Origin of the sequence: Microvirga flocculans ATCC BAA-817 (genome assembly GCF_000518665.1) — a bacterium.
Classification (GTDB): domain Bacteria; phylum Pseudomonadota; class Alphaproteobacteria; order Rhizobiales; family Beijerinckiaceae; genus Microvirga; species Microvirga flocculans.
Map to the genome: position 1 here is coordinate 213,875 of NZ_KI912469.1, position 15,450 is coordinate 229,324.

At 71.0% G+C, this 15,450-nt stretch carries 15 protein-coding genes and 1 riboswitch; of the genes, 3 read left to right on the top strand and 12 right to left on the bottom strand.

Going from position 1 to position 15,450, the window contains the following annotated elements:
- Window position 1: 1 nt before the first annotated feature.
- The 3 genes from cobM to cbiE are packed head-to-tail and all read right to left on the bottom strand — an operon-like array spanning window position 2 to window position 2,408.
- Window positions 2-775, bottom strand: a complete 774-nt coding sequence (cobM, locus tag L879_RS0119150) for a precorrin-4 C(11)-methyltransferase (protein ID WP_027317502.1) — start codon at window positions 773-775, stop codon at window positions 2-4.
- Window positions 772-1,176, bottom strand: a complete 405-nt coding sequence (locus L879_RS0119155) for a cobalamin biosynthesis protein (protein ID WP_027317503.1) — start codon at window positions 1,174-1,176, stop codon at window positions 772-774. Before L879_RS0119155 ends, cobM begins: the two co-directional genes overlap by 4 nt.
- Window positions 1,155-2,408 (bottom strand): precorrin-6y C5,15-methyltransferase (decarboxylating) subunit CbiE, encoded by a 1,254-nt coding sequence (cbiE, locus tag L879_RS0119160; protein WP_245265272.1) that lies wholly within the window; start codon window positions 2,406-2,408, stop codon window positions 1,155-1,157. Before cbiE ends, L879_RS0119155 begins: the two co-directional genes overlap by 22 nt.
- Here cbiE and L879_RS22385 point away from each other — a divergent pair.
- Window positions 2,407-3,159, top strand: a complete 753-nt coding sequence (locus L879_RS22385; RefSeq protein WP_035460255.1) for a cobalt-precorrin-6A reductase — start codon at window positions 2,407-2,409, stop codon at window positions 3,157-3,159. The two genes, cbiE and L879_RS22385, sit on opposite strands and share 2 nt — an antisense overlap.
- On the opposite strand, the gene cobJ is transcribed toward L879_RS22385, so the two are convergent.
- Genes cobJ through L879_RS0119205 form a run of 8 tightly spaced genes read right to left on the bottom strand, consistent with a single transcriptional unit; the run spans window position 3,141 to window position 12,004 of the window.
- Window positions 3,141-3,905: a precorrin-3B C(17)-methyltransferase gene (gene cobJ, locus L879_RS0119170; protein WP_027317505.1), complete on the bottom strand. Its 765-nt coding sequence runs from the start codon at window positions 3,903-3,905 to the stop codon at window positions 3,141-3,143. The two genes, L879_RS22385 and cobJ, sit on opposite strands and share 19 nt — an antisense overlap.
- Window positions 3,902-4,642 (bottom strand): precorrin-2 C(20)-methyltransferase, encoded by a 741-nt coding sequence (locus L879_RS0119175; RefSeq protein WP_027317506.1) that lies wholly within the window; start codon window positions 4,640-4,642, stop codon window positions 3,902-3,904. Before L879_RS0119175 ends, cobJ begins: the two co-directional genes overlap by 4 nt.
- 7 nt (window positions 4,643-4,649) lie before the next feature.
- Window positions 4,650-5,282 (bottom strand): precorrin-8X methylmutase, encoded by a 633-nt coding sequence (locus L879_RS0119180; RefSeq protein ID WP_027317507.1) that lies wholly within the window; start codon window positions 5,280-5,282, stop codon window positions 4,650-4,652.
- Window positions 5,279-6,571, bottom strand: a complete 1,293-nt coding sequence (gene cobG / locus L879_RS0119185) for a precorrin-3B synthase (protein ID WP_027317508.1) — start codon at window positions 6,569-6,571, stop codon at window positions 5,279-5,281. Before cobG ends, L879_RS0119180 begins: the two co-directional genes overlap by 4 nt.
- Window positions 6,568-9,882 carry a cobaltochelatase subunit CobN gene (gene cobN, locus L879_RS0119190; RefSeq protein ID WP_027317509.1) on the bottom strand — a complete coding sequence of 1,105 codons (3,315 nt, stop codon included), beginning with the start codon at window positions 9,880-9,882 and terminating at the stop codon, window positions 6,568-6,570. The genes cobG and cobN overlap by 4 nt, the downstream gene beginning before the upstream one ends.
- A gap of 1 nt (window position 9,883) precedes the next feature.
- Entirely contained in the window at window positions 9,884-10,921 is a 1,038-nt protein-coding gene (cobW, locus tag L879_RS0119195; RefSeq protein WP_027317510.1) for a cobalamin biosynthesis protein CobW, read from the bottom strand.
- A gap of 26 nt (window positions 10,922-10,947) precedes the next feature.
- The gene (locus L879_RS0119200; RefSeq protein WP_027317511.1) at window positions 10,948-11,343 is read right to left on the bottom strand and encodes a DUF1636 family protein; all 396 of its coding nucleotides are present in this window, start codon (window positions 11,341-11,343) and stop codon (window positions 10,948-10,950) included.
- A gap of 19 nt (window positions 11,344-11,362) precedes the next feature.
- Window positions 11,363-12,004, bottom strand: a complete 642-nt coding sequence (locus L879_RS0119205) for a HupE/UreJ family protein (RefSeq protein WP_051435451.1) — start codon at window positions 12,002-12,004, stop codon at window positions 11,363-11,365.
- Window positions 12,005-12,122: 118 nt separating this feature from the next.
- Window positions 12,123-12,310, bottom strand: a riboswitch (cobalamin riboswitch).
- Between the two features lie 103 nt (window positions 12,311-12,413).
- Here L879_RS0119205 and cobO point away from each other — a divergent pair.
- Entirely contained in the window at window positions 12,414-13,019 is a 606-nt protein-coding gene (cobO, locus tag L879_RS0119210; protein ID WP_027317513.1) for a cob(I)yrinic acid a,c-diamide adenosyltransferase, read from the top strand.
- 11 nt (window positions 13,020-13,030) lie between these two features.
- A complete protein-coding gene (locus tag L879_RS0119215) occupies window positions 13,031-14,476 on the top strand; it encodes a cobyric acid synthase (RefSeq protein ID WP_035460260.1) in 1,446 nt (481 codons plus the stop codon).
- Here the strand turns inward: L879_RS0119215 and cbiB are convergent.
- Window positions 14,463-15,449, bottom strand: a complete 987-nt coding sequence (gene cbiB / locus L879_RS0119220) for an adenosylcobinamide-phosphate synthase CbiB (protein ID WP_027317515.1) — start codon at window positions 15,447-15,449, stop codon at window positions 14,463-14,465. The two genes, L879_RS0119215 and cbiB, sit on opposite strands and share 14 nt — an antisense overlap.
- Window position 15,450: the final 1 nt, after the last annotated feature.

Sequence of the window (15,450 nt, forward strand, 5' to 3'; positions counted from 1 at the left end):
CTCACCGGCCGTTCCCGCTGGCGCTGGGGCGGAAGCGCCGGTCGTATCCGGTCGAGTAAAGGGCGCTGTCGCGGAAATCCTTCGCCTCCAGCGTCCGTCCCACCAGGATCAGCGCCGTGCGCTCCAGCTTCTCGGCGCGGACCATGGCAGCGATGGTGCCGAGCGTTCCCTTGATCACCCGCTCGTCCGGCCAGGACGCGCGCCAGATGACGGCGGCGGGACAATCGGCGCCGTAGGAGGGCAGCAGATCCTCGACCACCTGCTCGATCACATGGATCGACAGGTGAATGGCGAGCGTCGCCTTCGTCTGGGCGAAGGCGGAGAGCCGCTCCGTCTCCGGCATGGGCGAGGCCCGGCCCGAGGTGCGGGTGAGGACCACCGACTGCCCGACCTCCGGCACGGTCAGCTCGCGCCCGATGGCGGCCGCGGCGGCGGCGAAGGCGGGAACACCCGGCGTGATCGTGTAGGGGATGCCCAAGCCATCGAGCCGCCGCAGCTGCTCGCCCATCGCGCTCCAGATGGAGAGGTCGCCGGAATGGAGCCGCGCCACGTCCTCGCCGCTCTCGTGCGCCCGCACATATTCGGCGGTGATGGCGTCGAGATCGAGGGGGGCGGTGTCCACGAGGCGCGCGCCGGGCGGGCACCAGGACAGGATTTCAGGCGGCACGATGGAGCCCGCATAGAGGCAGACCGGGCAGCGCTCGACGAGGGAGCGTCCGCGCACGGTGATGAGATCGGCGGCGCCGGGGCCGGCGCCGATGAAATGAACGGTCATGAGCCGGTCTCCGGGCGCGCGAGGGCGCAGGTGGCAGAGGGCGAGGCGATGCGCTCCAGAATGAGCGCGGCGCGAGGCCCGGCGGCGGCGAGGGCCGCCGCTTCCGCGACGGATCCGACGCCATGCGCGGCGAGGGACCGGGCCGATTGCGTGCGCACGCGTGGGGCTGCTTCCAACAGCGCGGGCTCTGCGACGGGCGTGGCCGCGGCGTCGAGCAGGTGGGCTGCCTGCGCGAAGGCGGGGAGGGCGGCAAGCGCTTCGACGGTCGCGAGCCTGTCCAGCGCCGTGCGCGCGAGCGAGGCGCGCGTCAGCGCCTGCTCGACGAGCGCCACGATCTCGCCGGCGGTTGCGCTCTTCCTGAATCCGATGCCCGCCACGATCATGGCTTCGTCACCATCCACTGCGTCACGGGCATCGCCGCGCGCCAGCCATGCATGCCGCCGACGGCTTCGAGACGCGAGACCGCCAGACGCCGCATGGCTCCGCCGTGCCGGGCGTAGAGCGTGCCGAGGAGCGTCTCCGTTTCGAGGGTTACGGCGTTGAGAACCAGACGCCCGCCGGGCTTGAGCGCCGCCCAGGCCGCATCGAACACGCCGGGCTCCGATGCACCGCCGCCGATGAAGACCGCATCCGGCGCGGGCAGATCGGCCAGCGCGTCCGGCGCGCGCCCGACACGGATGTCGAGCGCCGTCGCGCCGAGTTCGCGCGCGTTGCGGCGGGCACGCTCGGCGCGTTCGGGACGCTCCTCGATTCCGATGCAGCGGTTGCGCGGATGGCGCAGGCACCATTCGATGCCGACGGAGCCTGCGCCGAGTCCGATGTCCCACAGAAGCTCGCCCGCCCTCGGCGCGAGGGCCGCCAGGGTCAGCGCGCGGATTTCCGCCTTGGTGAGCTGGCCGTCGTTCTCGAACCAGGAATCGGCAAGGCCCGGCGCGAGCGGTACGATGCGCGCCTCGCGCGCCGCTGCGATCTCGATGGCGAGGGTGTTGAGCGGGTCGATGTCGCCCATGGAAAAATCGCTCGCCACGGCGCGGCGGATACGCTCGCGCGGGCCGCCCATGGCTTCGAGCACCGTGATCGCCGAGCCGCCGAGGCCGCGCGCGTTCAGGAGCGCCGCGAGCCTGCCCGGGGTCGAGCCGTCCCAGGACAGCACGAGCAGGCGCGCTCCGGGCTGGACGGCGGGAACGATCCGCTCCAGCGCCCGTCCGTGCAGGCTCAGGCAGTCGCAATCCGGCAGAGACCAGCCCATCCGCGCGGCGGCGAGGGTGAAGGCCGAAACATGCGGAAAGCAGACGATCTCCTCCGGCGGGATCAGGCGCGACAGCTCCGCGCCGATCCCGTAATGGAACGGGTCTCCCGTCGCGAGAATGCACGTCGGGCGGCCCCGGCGGGCGAGGATCATCGGATAGCCTTCGGCGAAGGGGCTGGGCCAGATCTGCGCTTGACCCGCCAGGGGCGCTGCCAGGTCGAGATGGCGCGCGCCGCCGATCACGAGTTCCGCGCGGTCGAGAGCCGCGAGCGCGGCGGGGGAAAGCCCCGCGCGCCCATCCTCGCCGATGCCGATGATCGTGAGCCAGGGAGCCTTGGCCGCCATGCTCGACTCAGCGGGAGAATTCGGGGAAAAGGGGCTCATGCGCATCCTCATTCTGGGCGGCACGACGGAAGCCTCCGCGCTCGCGGCGCGGCTTGCCGGCCATTCCGCCTTCAACCCTCTTCTGTCCATGGCGGGCCGTACCAGCGATCCGCGCCCCCTGCCGATCCCCACGCGGGTCGGCGGCTTCGGCGGCGTGGAGGGGCTTGCCCGCTTCCTGGTGCAGGAGCGGATCGAGGCGGTCGTCGACGCGACCCATCCCTTCGCCGCCGTCATGTCCCGCAATGCGGCCGGAGCCTGCGCGCAGGCGCAGGTGCCGCTGCTCGCCCTGCGCCGCCCCGCGTGGACGCCGCAGGAGGGCGACCGGTGGATCGACGTGCCCTCCATGGAGCAGGCCGTGCAGGCGCTCGGGGAAGCGCCCGCCCGCGTCTTCCTCACCGTGGGCCGCCTCGAGCTTCCGCCCTTCGCTCGCGCCCCGCAGCACACCTACCTCGTGCGCACCATCGAGCCCATCGGCGATGCGCTGCCCGTGCCGAACGTCATCGCCATCCAGGATCGCGCGCCCTTCGACGAGGCGGCCGAGCGCGCGCTCATGGAGCGCGCCCGCGTCGAGGTTGTGGTGACGAAGAATTCCGGCGGGGCCGCGACCTATCCGAAGATCGCGGCGGCGCGCACCTTGCGTCTCCCGGTCGTCGTCGTGGCGCGGCCGGACAAGCCGCGCGGCGTCGAGGAAGCCGCAACCGCCGAAGCGGCTTTCGCATGGCTGGAGCGCCTTCATGCCCGCACCCCGTAGAAGCGCGGCGTGTAGACGAAGGGCGCTCGCCCCTCGGGCCGTTCGATCAGCCGCGTCGTGCTCGCGCCGATGATCACCAATGTCGACATGTCGGCCATGGACGCCTGCACCTCGCGGAGCGGCACGATCCCGATCCGCTCGTCAGGGCGCATGACGGCGCGCGCGAGGATGACTGGCGTTTCGGAGCCTCGTGTCTCGGCGGCGATGGCGAATGCCGCGCCGAGCTGCCAGGGCCTCGCGGACGAGATCGGGTTGTAGAGCGCCACCACGAAATCGGCGGCGAGCGCCGCCCGCAGCCGCGCCTCGACGACCTCCCAGGGCTTGAGATTGTCGGAGAGCGACATGGCGCAGAAATCGCCGCCGAGCGGCGCGCCGACGCGGGCGGCGGCGGCGAGCATCGCCGTGATGCCGGGCTCGACGCGGATGTCGAGGCCGCGCCAGGCGGGATCGCCGTTTTCGACGGCTTCGAACACGGCCGCCGCCATGGCGAAGACGCCGGGATCGCCGCCGGACACCACGGCCACGCGCGCGCCCTTCGCCGCCAGCTCCAGCGCGAAGCGCGCGCGGTCGAGCTCGACGCGGTTGTCCGAGGCATGCCGGCGCTGGCCCGCGCGTTGCGGCACCCGGTCCACATAGGGGCCGTAGCCGACGAGATCGGTGGCGGAGGCGAGAGCCTCCGATGCCGCGGGCGTGAGGTAGCGCGGGTCGCCGGGGCCGAGGCCGACGATTGTGACGAGGCCGCTCATACGCGCCTCCCCTGGCCCGGCACGATGATGAGCGAGAAATAGGGCGCGTCGAAATCCTCGGGCAGTTGCAAAAGCGGGACGATCTTTTCCTCCGCCATGGTCGCGCGCTCCACATAGATCGCGCGTTCCAGAAGCCCCGCGGTGGCGAGCGCCGCGCGAACTTTAGGCAGGTTGCGCCCCAGCTTCATCACCACGGCGGCGTCCGTGCCGGAGAGGCGGCGCGCCAGTTCCCCCTCGGGCAGCGTTCCGGGAACCACGGTGAGCACGTCGTCGCCCCAGGTGATCGGCGCGCCTGCGCGGGTCCACGCGCCCGACATGCCCGACACGGCGGGCACGACCTCGGTGGGCACCTTGTCCTTGAGACGCCACCACAGATGCATGAAGGAGCCGTATAAGAAGGGGTCTCCCTCGCAGAGCACGGCGACGGTCCGCCCGGCTCGAGTTTCGTCGAGAAGGCGCGCCGCCGCTTCCTCGTAGAAGGGATTGAGGGCTGCGGCGTAGTCCGGATGGTCGGCGGGAATTTCCGTCGTCACCGGATAGACGAGGGCGATCTCCCGCGCGGGGTCCTGGCCGACGACGGCATCCGCGATGGTGCGCGCATTGCCGCGCCGCCCGCGCTTGCAGAAATGGACGAGCCGGTCGGCGCTCTCCAGCACCTTGCGGGCGCGCACGCTCATGTAATCCGGGTTGCCGGGGCCGAGGCCGAGGCCGAAGAAGCGGATGGGATCCTCGCTCATGTGCGCCTCACTCCACCGGGTTCGCGAGCGCGTTGACCGCGGCCGCCGCCATCGCGCTGCCGCCGCGCCGCCCATGAACGACGAGATACGGCACGCGCCCATCGCGGGCCAAGGCTTCCTTGGATTCCGCCGCGCCGATGAATCCGACGGGAATGCCGATCACGGCGGCGGGCCTCGGCGCACCGGCATCGAGCATTTCGAGGAGGTGAAACAGCGCGGTGGGCGCATTGCCGAACACCACGAGCGCGCCCTCCAGCCGCTCGCGCCACAATTCCATGGCGGCGGCCGAGCGGGTGTTGCCGAGCTCAGCGGCCAGGGCCGGAACGCGCGGATCGTCGAGGGTGCAGATCACCTCGTTGTTTGCAGGCAGGCGCGCGCGGGTGATGCCGTTCGCCACCATCTTGGCGTCGCACAGGATCGGCGCGCCGCGCTTGAGCGCGGCTTCCGCCTTTTCGGCGAAGTCGGTCGAGAGTTCGACGTCGGCGGGCAGGTCCGTCATGCCGCAGGCATGGATCATGCGCACGACGACGCGCTCGGCGGTGCCGGAAAAACGCGTGAGGTCCGCCTCGGCACGGATGATCGCGAAGGAGCGGCGGTAGATCTCCGCGCCCTCGCGGATATAGTCGCGGGATCCGCTCATCGTGTGGGTTCCGGAAAGGCGCGGCGCAGGGCGTCCACGGTCTGCAAGGGCAGTAAACGGGTCATGATGTCTTCGACGGAGAGGTGAAGGGTGGCCGCATCGCGGGCGCAGCCGTTCGGCACGACGTCATAGCCGCCTTCCGTGCGTCCCACCAGGGTCAGATCGGCCTTGCCCGGATGTGCGCAGCCTTTCGGGCAGCCCGAGACGTGAAGGGAGACGCCCTGCGCCAAAAGGCCCGGGCAGGCCTCGGCGATGCGCAGGGCATCGGCGGGGGCTTGGGTCTTGGCGCTGGCACAGTCCGGCTTGCCGGGGCAGGCGAGGAGAGACAGGCGCGGATCGTCCGCAGCGGTGATGAACCCCGCACGTTCGGCCTCGCTCAGCAGCGACGGCGCATCCGTCTCCGCAACGCCCGGCAGGAGCGCGCCGCGCGTGAACGAGAGGCGGATCTCTCCGTTGCCGAAACGCTCGCTCCACTCCGCCGCCTGCGCCAGCTGCGCGGCGCTGCAACGGCCGAAGGGGAGCGCGAGAAGAATGGCGCACCCGTTCACGGCTGGCAGGATCCCCGCCCGCGGCGCGGCCTGCCGCCGGGTCGGGGCCTTCACCGGGCCGAGGGCCGCCGAGGCGGCAAGCTCGCGCACGTGGTCGGGGTGAAGATCGCGCAGACGCCGCGCCTCGGTGCGGCCCGCGCGCCGCATCTGCGCGAAGCCCGACAGCATCGCGTGTGCGGCATCCGGCGCATGGGCGAGGGGGGTTGCACCGGTCCAGACGAGGCCGTCTGGCGAGGGCACGGCGAAGGCAATCGTGTCGCTCTCCGTCGCCTGCAGGTGAAGATCCGCGCCAAGCGCATCGAGCGGCATCGCGCCGCCGCCGTCGACGGTGACGAAGACCTTGGGAGGCAGGTCCGCGACGCCGGTTCTGCGCTCGATGTCCTGCGCGAGGGCGCGCGCGTCGCACCGCTCGTCCGGGTCGAGGCCGGCAAGCGGCGAGAGAGTCGTGAGGCGGTTCGGGCCGTCGCCCTCGGGCTCGGCGAGGCCCTCGCGCTCGAGCAGGGCGAGCAGGCCGGGATAGGTTTCGTCGCGTACGCCGCGGATCTGCAGGTTGCCGCGGGCGGTGATGTCGAGAAGGCCGTTGCCGTGGTCATGCGCGGCCCCGGCGACGAGGCGCGCCTGAGCGGCATCGAGCGCGCCGCCGAACGGATGCAGGCGCACGAGCAGGCCGTCGCCGGTTTCCATCGGACGGCGCACGCCCGGGCACCAGCCCCGGGGGACGATGTGCTTCGCGCCGCTCATTCGGCCGCCTCCTTCCGCCCATCGTCGAGGACGGCTGCAACGGAATTGAGGCGGCTCTCCCACAGGCCGCGCCGTCGCGCATCGGCGAGGCGCTCGCGGATCGCCTGCGCGGCTTCTTCATTGGCGGCGGCGATCTGCCGCCAGACGGCATCGTCGGCGATCAGGGCCGTGAAGACGAGATCGAAATTCGCTCCGGAAACGGCGTCCGTGGTCGCGGCGAAGGCGAAGAGCGCATCGACCCCTTGCGCGATTTCCGCCGCGCCGCGCCAGCCGTGGCGCAACTGGCCCGCGATCCAGCGCGGGTTCGTCAGGCGGCCGCGCACGAGGCGGTCCACGTCCTCCGCGAGCGTGCGGGCCTTCGGTGCCTCCGGGCGGCTGGTGTCGAGGCTGTAGAGGGCAGGCGTCGCGCCGAGCGCCTGCGCCGCCGCCGCGAAACCGCCGATGGCATCGGCGGCGGAGTCGCCGTCGAGGATGTCGCGCTCGGCCACGTCGCTTGCATGGACGAAGGCTTCGGCCTCCTTCACGCGTCGCGGAAAGCTTCCGTCGGCCTGCGCCTCGCCGCCCGCGCCGAGGGCATGGGAGGTGTTGTCGAGATAGGTGCGGCCGAGTTCGCTCTTCGTTTGCCAATCGCCGTCGAGAGTCTGCGCCGAGACGCCCGCGCCATAGGTTCCCGGCGCCGATCCGAACACGCGGGAGGGAGCCTCGCCGCGCCGCCTTGCGGCGGCGAGCGCGTTCCATTCGTCATCCTCGTCGAGGGCGGCGACGGCGCGGGCGGCCTGATCGAGCAAAGCGATCTGGTCGGCGAACGTGTCCCGGAACGCGCCGGAGACGCGGATCGTCACGTCGGCGCGGGGCCGGTCGAGAAGCGGCTGCGGCACGATCTCGAAGCCGGTCACGCGGGTCGAGGCATGATCCCAGGTCGGGCGCACGCCCATGAGCGCCAGCGCGTGGGCGATGTCCTCGCCGCCGGAGCGGAGCGTGGGCGAGGCCCAGAGATCCATCACGATCCGGCGCGGCCAGTCGCCTTCCTCCTGCAGATGGCGGCGCACCACTTCCGCGGCGGCGCGCCACCCGAGTTCGGTCGCGGCGCGGGTCGGGATCGAACGCGGGTCGAGGGTCGCGAGATTGCGCCCCGTCGGCAGCACCTCCATCTGCCCGCGCGAGGGCGAGCCCGAGGGGCCGGGCACCACGAAGCGGCCGTCGAGGGCCTTCAGCAGCCCTTCGCGCTCGGAAGCGGCGCAGGCGTCGAAACCCTCGGGCGCCATGCCGAACACATGCAGCCCGTCGCGGATCGTCACCTCGCCGAGATCGCACAGATGCGCGTCGAGCCGTGTGAGCGCCTCCTCCATCGGCGTGGCGTCGTCGACGCCGCAGGCGGCCGCCAATCCGCTTGCCCGCGCGCGCTCCAGGATCTCGCCCGCGACGAGCTCGGCCCGTCCGGGGTGAAGCACCTGGGCGGAGGAGAATTCCTCCACGAGTTCGCGCAGGGCGGCGGCCTCGCCGTGCAGTTCCGAGGCGGCAACCTGCGGCGTGAGATGGCCGAGGGCGACCGCGCCGAGACGGCGCTTGGCGGGCGCGGCCTCGCCGGGATCGTCGACGATGAAGGGATAGATCACGGGCACCGCGCCGATGGCGAGGCGCGGCCAGCAATGGGGCGAGAGCGCCACCGCCTTGCCGGGCAGCCACTCGGTGGTGCCGTGCGTGCCCAGATGCACGAGCGCGTGAATATTCTCCAGAGCCCGCAGGCCGAGGTAGAAAGCGAGATAGCCGTGGCTCGGGGGGCATTCGGGATCGTGATAAAAACCCTTGCGGTCGTGGCCATGGCCCCTGTCGGGCTGCAACGCGACGAGAACCTGCCCCGCCCGCACGGCGCGGAAGCGGAAGGCGCTGCCGACGCAGGACGGATCGTCCTCCACGCGGCCCCAGCGTTCGTCAATTGCGGCGCGGTGCTCCGGGGGCAGCGTGTCGAGCCAGGCGCGATAGGCGGCGAGCGACACCGCGAAGGACGCATCGCCGCGCGTGAGGCGCGGCATCAGGCTCTCGGCCGAAAAGTCGCGCGCGGCGTCGTAGCCGGCCTCGCGCAGCAGCTCGAGGATCGCGCAGGCGCTGGCGGGCGTGTCGAGCCCCACCGCGAAACCGGCGCGTCCTCCGCGCGCGGGATAGTCGGACAGGATGAGCGCGAGCCGGCGCTCGGGGCGCGGTGTGCGGGCAAGACGCACCCAGGCGGCGGCCATGTCCGCGACCGCGCCGATGCTCGCCGCGTCCGGCGCCTGCACGCGCCGCGAGAAGGCGAGCGCCGGGTCGGCGGGCTCCTCCGCCTTGAACGAGACCGGCCCGGCCGCGATGCGCCCGTCGAATTCGGGCAGAGCGATCTGCATGGCGAGATCGGCGGCGGACAGACCGCGCGGCGATGCCTCCCAGGCATCCTTCGCGCTGCCGACCGGGATCGCCTGAAGGATCGGGCAATCGGCTTCGTCGAGCACGAAACCGGCATCGTCGCGCGCCGAGAAGGCGGTCGTCGTCACGATCACGTCCGGGCGGCGCGCTCGGATCGTGCGCTGAACGACGGCGACCGCGTCCGGATCCTTCAGGCTGGATATCGCGAGGACGAGCGGATCGATCCCTCGCTCATGCAGCGCCGCCGCCAGAGCCTCGATGGCCTGCGTGTCGCCTGAGAGAACGGCGGAGCGATAGACGAGCAGATAGGCGAGGGGGCGCTCGCGCGTCGAACGGGCGAGGATCCTCTCCGGCTCGACGATTCCGTCCTCCGGTGTCCACGCGAAGGCGCGCGGCGCCGCGCGCGGCGGCTCGACGGCTTCGCCCGTTTCGCCGATCTCGGCGCCGATGCGCGCGAGCAGGCGGCGCATGTTGTCGATGCCGCCCGCCTGGAAATAGGCTTCGAGCGCGTCGCAGAGCGCCGGCGAAACGGTGGCATGGGCCGCAAGGCGGGGATCGGGGCGGTCGTCTCCGGGAAGGATTGCGAGCTTCACGCCATGGGCGCGGCAGGCCTGGGCGAGACGTTCGATGCCATAGCGCCAGTAGTCGAGACCGCCGAGGCAGCGCACGAGGACGAAGCGCGCCTTCGCGGCGGTGTTGTCGATGTAGAGATCGACGGAAAGAGGATGGCGCAGACGGCGCAGCGAGGCGAGGCGCAGCGAGGCTCCGCCTTCCTTCAGCCGTTGCGCGGCCGCCAGCGCGCCGAGGTCACTGTCCGCGAAGGAGAGGACGACGATGTCCCCCGGCGGCTGCTGGAGGTCGATGGCCTCCGAGCCTTCGTCGAGGGAAACCGCTGTGACCGGAAGGAGGTGCATGTCATCCCGCGCGCAAGGCCGCTTCCACGGCCTCGATGTCGAAGCCCTTCAAACCGATCACCACCATGCGACCGTCCCGCGCCTCGCCCGCCTTCCACGGCCGGTCGTAATGATGCGCGATGCGCCGGCCGACGCCCTGCACCACGAGGCGCATGGGCTTGCCGTCCACGGGCGCGAAGCCCTTGATGCGCAGCACGCCGTCGGCCTCCGCCGCGCGCTCGACGCGGGCGACGAGCGCCTCCGGCGTGGCGACGGGATCGACGGGAATCGCGACGCTCTCGAAGTCGTCGTGATCGTGATCATCCGCCGTCTCGTGATGCGAGGGACGGGAATCCAGATCGGCTTCCGCCGCCGCGCCGAGGCCCAGCAGCACCTTCGGGTCCACCTTGCCGTGCGCGGTTTCGATCACCTTCACGGCGCGGGGCAGGTGCCCCTCGATCTCGGCGAGAACCTTGCCCTTCTCGCCACCCTGCATCTGGTCGGTCTTGTTGAGGATGATAAGGTCGGCGCAGAGAAGCTGATCCTCGAACACCTCCTCCAGCGGGTTCTCGTGATCGACGGAGGAATCCGCCGCGCGCTGGGCGTCGAGCGCGTCGGGATCGTCCGCGAAAGCACCGGAGGCGACGGCCGGGCCGTCCACCACGGCGATGACGCCGTCCACCGTCACGCGGGAGCGGATGTCGGGCCAGTTGAAGGCGCGCACCAGGGGCTTGGGCAGGGCGAGGCCCGAGGTCTCGATGAGAATGTGCTCGGGCGGGTTCGGGCGGTTGAGGAGCGTGTTCAGCGCCGGCACGAAATCGTCGGCCACCGTGCAGCACAGGCAGCCGTTGGGCAGCTCCACGATGTCCTCCTGCGTGCAGCCCTCGATACCGCAGCCTTCGATGAAGGAGCCGTCGAAGCCGAGATCGCCGAACTCGTTCACGAGAACCGCGAGGCGCCGCCCACCCGCATTCTCCAGGAGATGGCGCACGAGGGTGGTTTTGCCCGCGCCGAGGAATCCGGTGACGATGGTGCAGGGGATCTTTGTCAGATCGCTCATGAAAGCTTGCCTTTCGGCGGCCCGTCTCAAGCCGCGCTGTCTGTCTTGAAAGGAGGAATGCGGGCGACCACGCCCTTGCGGAAGGCCTCCGGCCTTTCGCGCCAGGGCACGAGGCCGTCCGGCGTGGCCGCGTAGCGGCGCAATCCGTCGAGAATGGTTTCGACCGCGGTCTCGGCGTTCAGGTCGCCGTAGATGTAGGTCCAGCGCCCGGGGCCGGAGACCGCGATGGTGCAGGGCCGCTTGCATACGGACAGGCACTCGACCGGCTCCAGCCGCACCTTCGGCGCGTCGGGATGGGTGAGCGCTTCCGTCAGGGCCCGGTGAAGAATCGCACCGGGCCGGAGAGCCTTGTCGTCCGGGCCACCCGCCTGACGGCAGGTGACGCAGACATGCAGGCAGATCTCCTCATGGGAAGAGGTCATCGCGCGTGGGCCTGTCCGCTCAGGCGGAGGCCTGCAGCGCCAGGACCAGGGTGGCGGCTCCCATGACCGTCACGGCGAGTCCGGCGAGACGAAGCTGCAGGGAAGGAGCCTGAAGCGGGGCCTTCCCGAAGCGCTGGGCCGCAAAGGCGACACCCGTCGAAAGCGCCGTCTGAACGGCGACGAGGCCGATGAGATAGGCGGTAAGCGGGGTCGATTCCGCGCCGATGATCGACTCGCCCAGGGCGTAGCCGTGCACCGCTCCGCCAACGGCGAAGAGAGCGGCGATCGCCGCATAGGGAAGGGTCGTGCGCATGGTGGCCGCGATGCCGATGACGACGACGCTCAGCGCCACGAGCGCCTCGGCATAGGGCAGGTCGAGGCTCGCGAGGTGCAGGCCGACACCGGCCGCCATGGCGGCGACCCAGAAGACGGGGAGCGTGAGGCCGCGGGCGAAGCGCGCCGAGACCAGGCCCACGCCGACGAGGGCAGCGAGGTGGTCGAGGCCGATGACCGGATGGCCGAGACCCGAGAGAAGGCCCTGAAGAAGCGTGTTGGGCGTCTGGCCGTCCATGGCGTGGTGCGCCAGGGCAGGCGTTGCGGCGACGACGCCGGCAAGCGTCAAGGCGAGAAGGCGGGTCTTGGTCGGAATCGTTGGGGTCATCGTTCTCTCCGTCGGGAGACTCGTGTTTGGAGTCTGTTGCGCTTCCACGGACGGAACCGAACGACGGGCGGTCATTCGACTACGGTCACCATCGGCACACCCCGTCCGACAGACCCGATAGAAGCAAAGGCTGACGGCAGGTCTCCTGGCTCGCGGGTCGATGCCTTTCGCCGCCTTCCCGGGACTTTGAGGCCCAGTGGCATGTGGGGCGAAGGCTCGCCGCTTACAGTTGCGGGGGCAGCCGCGGTGTTTCACCGCATTCCCTTTTCACCCCGTCTCCGGGGCACCGTCTGTGACATCCTTACCGGGGCGGGGGGGATCTTTCAAGCCTGCATGGGCAAATCGTCCAGCCTTGAAATCCGGCCGGGGGCTGTTCATGGTGCAGCCCCTCACGAGGAGGCAGATCGCCATGACCCCGGACGAAGAAGCGCGCCACCGCGCCAAGATGATCAAGCGCAAGGAAGTGCAGGACCGGGAGGTCGCCTCGAAGACGGTCGAGAAGGGGCTCCTCATCGTCCATACGGGCCCCGGCAAGGGCAAGTCGACGGCGGCTTTCGGCCTGATGCTGCGGGCGCTCGGGCGCGGGTTCCGGGTGGGCGTGGTGCAGTTCATCAAGGGAGCTTGGGAAACCGGCGAGCGCCTCGCCCTCGAGCGGTTCTCCGATCAGGTCGAGTGGCACACCATGGGCGAGGGCTTCACCTGGGAGACGCAGGACCGGTCCCGCGACGTGGCGGCGGCCGAGCGCGCCTGGGAGAAGGCCAAGGAGCTGATGGCCCGGGAGGACATCCGCCTCCTGGTGCTCGACGAACTCAACATCGCGCTGCGCTACGAATATCTCGACCTGGCCGCGGTGGTCGAAACCCTCAGGCGGCGCAGGCCGGATCTGCATGTGGTCGTCACCGGCCGCAACGCCAAGCCGGAGCTGATCGAGGCCGCCGACCTCGTGACCGAGATGACCCTCGTGAAGCATCACTTCGCCGCCGGGGTGAAGGCGCAGGAAGGCGTGGAGTTTTGATGCGCGCGCTGATGGTGCAGGGCACCGGCTCGAATGTGGGCAAGTCGCTGCTCGTGGCCGGCCTGTGCCGGGTCTTCGCGCGGCGCGGGATGAAGGTCCGGCCCTTCAAGCCGCAGAACATGTCGAACAACGCCGCCGTCACCGCCGATGGCGGCGAGATCGGCCGCGCCCAGGCGCTACAGGCGCGCGCGGCGGGCGTTGCGCCCAGCGTCCACATGAACCCGGTGCTGCTCAAGCCCCAGAGCGAGACGGGCTCGCAGGTGGTGGTGCAGGGCCGGGTCGCCGGCACGGCGAAGGCGCGGGAATACCAGGCCTGGAAGCCGCGCCTCATGGAGGCGGTGCTCGACAGCTTCGCGCGGCTTTCGCAGGAGGCCGATCTCGTTCTCGTCGAGGGGGCGGGCTCGGCGTCGGAGGTGAATCTCCGGTCCGGCGACATCGCGAATATGGGCTTCGCCCGCGCTGCCGATGTGCCGGTGGTGCTCGTGGGCGACATCGACAGGGGCGGCGTGATCGCGAGCCTCGTGGGCACCAAGGCGGTGCTCGATGCGGCGGATGCCGCGATGATCAAAGGCTTCGTCGTCAACCGCTTCCGGGGCGACCCGAGCCTGTTCGAGAGCGGCATGCGCTTCGTCTCCGAACGCACCGGCTGGCCCGCGCTCGGCCTCGTGCCGCATTTTCCCGACGCCGCCCGCCTTCCGGCTGAAGATGGCCTCGGCTTGCGCCGCGAGGGTCGCAGGGGCGCGGTGACCATCGCCGTGCCGGTCACGCCCTGGATCTCCAATTTCGACGATCTCGACCCGCTGCGCGAGGAGCCGGGAGTCGCGGTGGTTCTCGTCGAGCCGGGCCAGCCTCTCCCTGCGGAGGCCGCGCTCGTCCTGCTGCCGGGCTCCAAGACCACCATCGACGATCTTCTCTTCATGCGCGCACAGGGCTGGGACATCGACCTGAAGGCGCATGTGCGCCGGGGCGGGCATGTGCTCGGCCTGTGCGGCGGTTACCAGATGCTCGGGAGCAGCATCCAGGATCCCTTCGGCATCGAGGGCGAGGCGGGCCGCTCCGTCACGGGCCTCGGCCTTCTCGATGTCGCGACGACGCTCACCGCGAGGAAGCGGCTGGAAGCGGTGGCGGGGACGACGCTTGCGGACGGCACGCCGCTGTCCGGCTACGAGATGCATATCGGCGAAACGTCAGGACCGGATGCCGCCTCGCGCGCCTTCGCGCGCTTGTCGGACGGGCGGCGCGACGGCGCGGTTTCGGCGGACGGGCGCGTGACCGGCACCTATGTGCACGGCCTGTTCTCGGACGACCGTCAGCGGGCGCGCTGGCTGCGCCTGCTGGGAGCCGAGACGAGCGATCTCGCTTACGAGGCTCTCGTCGACGATATTCTCGACCGCTTCGCCGATCACCTGGAAGCGCATCTCGATTGCGAGCGGCTTCTCGCGCTCAGCGCGCGGTGATCCACGCGAGAAGCGCCAGCCCGGCGGCGAGCGCGAACAGCAATCCGCAGGCCGTGCGGTAGAGCGCGAGCGCGCGGTCGATGTCGTCCGCATTCGCCTCGGCGCGCCCGTCGCCCATCCAGCCGTCCTCGATGCGCACATCGCCGTAGACGCGCGGGCCCGCGAGCCTGAGGCCGAGCGCTCCCGCCATGGCGGCCTCGGGCCATCCCGCATTGGGCGAGCGGTGATGCGCCGCGTCGCGCCGGACCGCGCGCCATGCACCGCGAGGCGAGGCGTCCCGGTGCAGAACAGCTGCGGCGAGGATGAGCAGGGCCGTGAGGCGCGAGGCTGGAAGATTCACGAGATCGTCGAACCGCGCCGCCGCCCAGCCGAAGGCCTCGTGGCGAGGCGTGCGATGGCCGATCATGCTGTCGGCGGTGTTCGTGGCCTTGTAGAGGGCCGCGCCCGGCAGCCCGCCGAGGCCGAGCCAGAAGGCGGGAGCGACGATCCCGTCGGAGAAGTTCTCCGCGAGGCTCTCGATGGCGGCGCGGGAGACGCCCGCTTCGTCGAGGCTCTGCGGATTGCGCCCGACGATCATCGACACCGCCCTGCGTCCTCCCTCGATTCCGCCCTCGCGCAGGCCCTTCGAGACCGCCGCCACATGGTCGTGCAGGCTGCGCTGCGCCAGGAGGCTGCTGGCGAGAATCGCCAGGATCGCGAGGCCGGGCAGACCGAGCGGCCCGAGAAGCGCCCCGACCGCCCAGGCCGTCACGCCCGTGACGGCGAGAAGCGCCAGGAGGGCGAGGATCCCGGCAGCGCGCCGCCGCCCGAAGGGCCATGCCTCCCGGTTCAGGCTACGGTCGAGCCTCTTGATGAGCCGACCGAGCCAGGTGACGGGATGCCCGATCCATGTGTAAAGGCGGTGGGGATAGCCGAAGGCCGCCTCCGCCGCGAGGGCGAGGGTCAGGAGGATCAGGCTGTCGGAGAGGGACATG

Excerpts from the sequence above, each read along its gene's own strand:
- cbiE (WP_245265272.1), bottom strand. The coding sequence starts at position 2,408 with ATGAGCCCCTTTTCCCCGAATTCTCCCGCTGAGTCGAGCATGGCGGCC.
- L879_RS22385 (WP_035460255.1), top strand. The coding sequence starts at position 2,407 with ATGCGCATCCTCATTCTGGGCGGCACGACGGAAGCCTCCGCGCTCGCG.
- cobG (WP_027317508.1), bottom strand. The coding sequence starts at position 6,571 with ATGAGCGGCGCGAAGCACATCGTCCCCCGGGGCTGGTGCCCGGGCGTG.
- L879_RS0119215 (WP_035460260.1), top strand. The coding sequence starts at position 13,031 with ATGGTGCAGGGCACCGGCTCGAATGTGGGCAAGTCGCTGCTCGTGGCC.
- cobM (WP_027317502.1), bottom strand. The coding sequence starts at position 775 with ATGACCGTTCATTTCATCGGCGCCGGCCCCGGCGCCGCCGATCTCATC.
- cobO (WP_027317513.1), top strand. The coding sequence starts at position 12,414 with ATGACCCCGGACGAAGAAGCGCGCCACCGCGCCAAGATGATCAAGCGC.
- L879_RS0119200 (WP_027317511.1), bottom strand. The coding sequence starts at position 11,343 with ATGACCTCTTCCCATGAGGAGATCTGCCTGCATGTCTGCGTCACCTGC.
- cobJ (WP_027317505.1), bottom strand. The coding sequence starts at position 3,905 with ATGAGCGGCCTCGTCACAATCGTCGGCCTCGGCCCCGGCGACCCGCGC.
- cobW (WP_027317510.1), bottom strand. The coding sequence starts at position 10,921 with ATGAGCGATCTGACAAAGATCCCCTGCACCATCGTCACCGGATTCCTC.
- L879_RS0119175 (WP_027317506.1), bottom strand. The coding sequence starts at position 4,642 with ATGAGCGAGGATCCCATCCGCTTCTTCGGCCTCGGCCTCGGCCCCGGC.
- L879_RS0119180 (WP_027317507.1), bottom strand. The coding sequence starts at position 5,282 with ATGAGCGGATCCCGCGACTATATCCGCGAGGGCGCGGAGATCTACCGC.
- cobN (WP_027317509.1), bottom strand. The coding sequence starts at position 9,882 with ATGCACCTCCTTCCGGTCACAGCGGTTTCCCTCGACGAAGGCTCGGAG.
- L879_RS0119205 (WP_051435451.1), bottom strand. The coding sequence starts at position 12,004 with ATGACCCCAACGATTCCGACCAAGACCCGCCTTCTCGCCTTGACGCTT.
- cbiB (WP_027317515.1), bottom strand. The coding sequence starts at position 15,449 with ATGTCCCTCTCCGACAGCCTGATCCTCCTGACCCTCGCCCTCGCGGCG.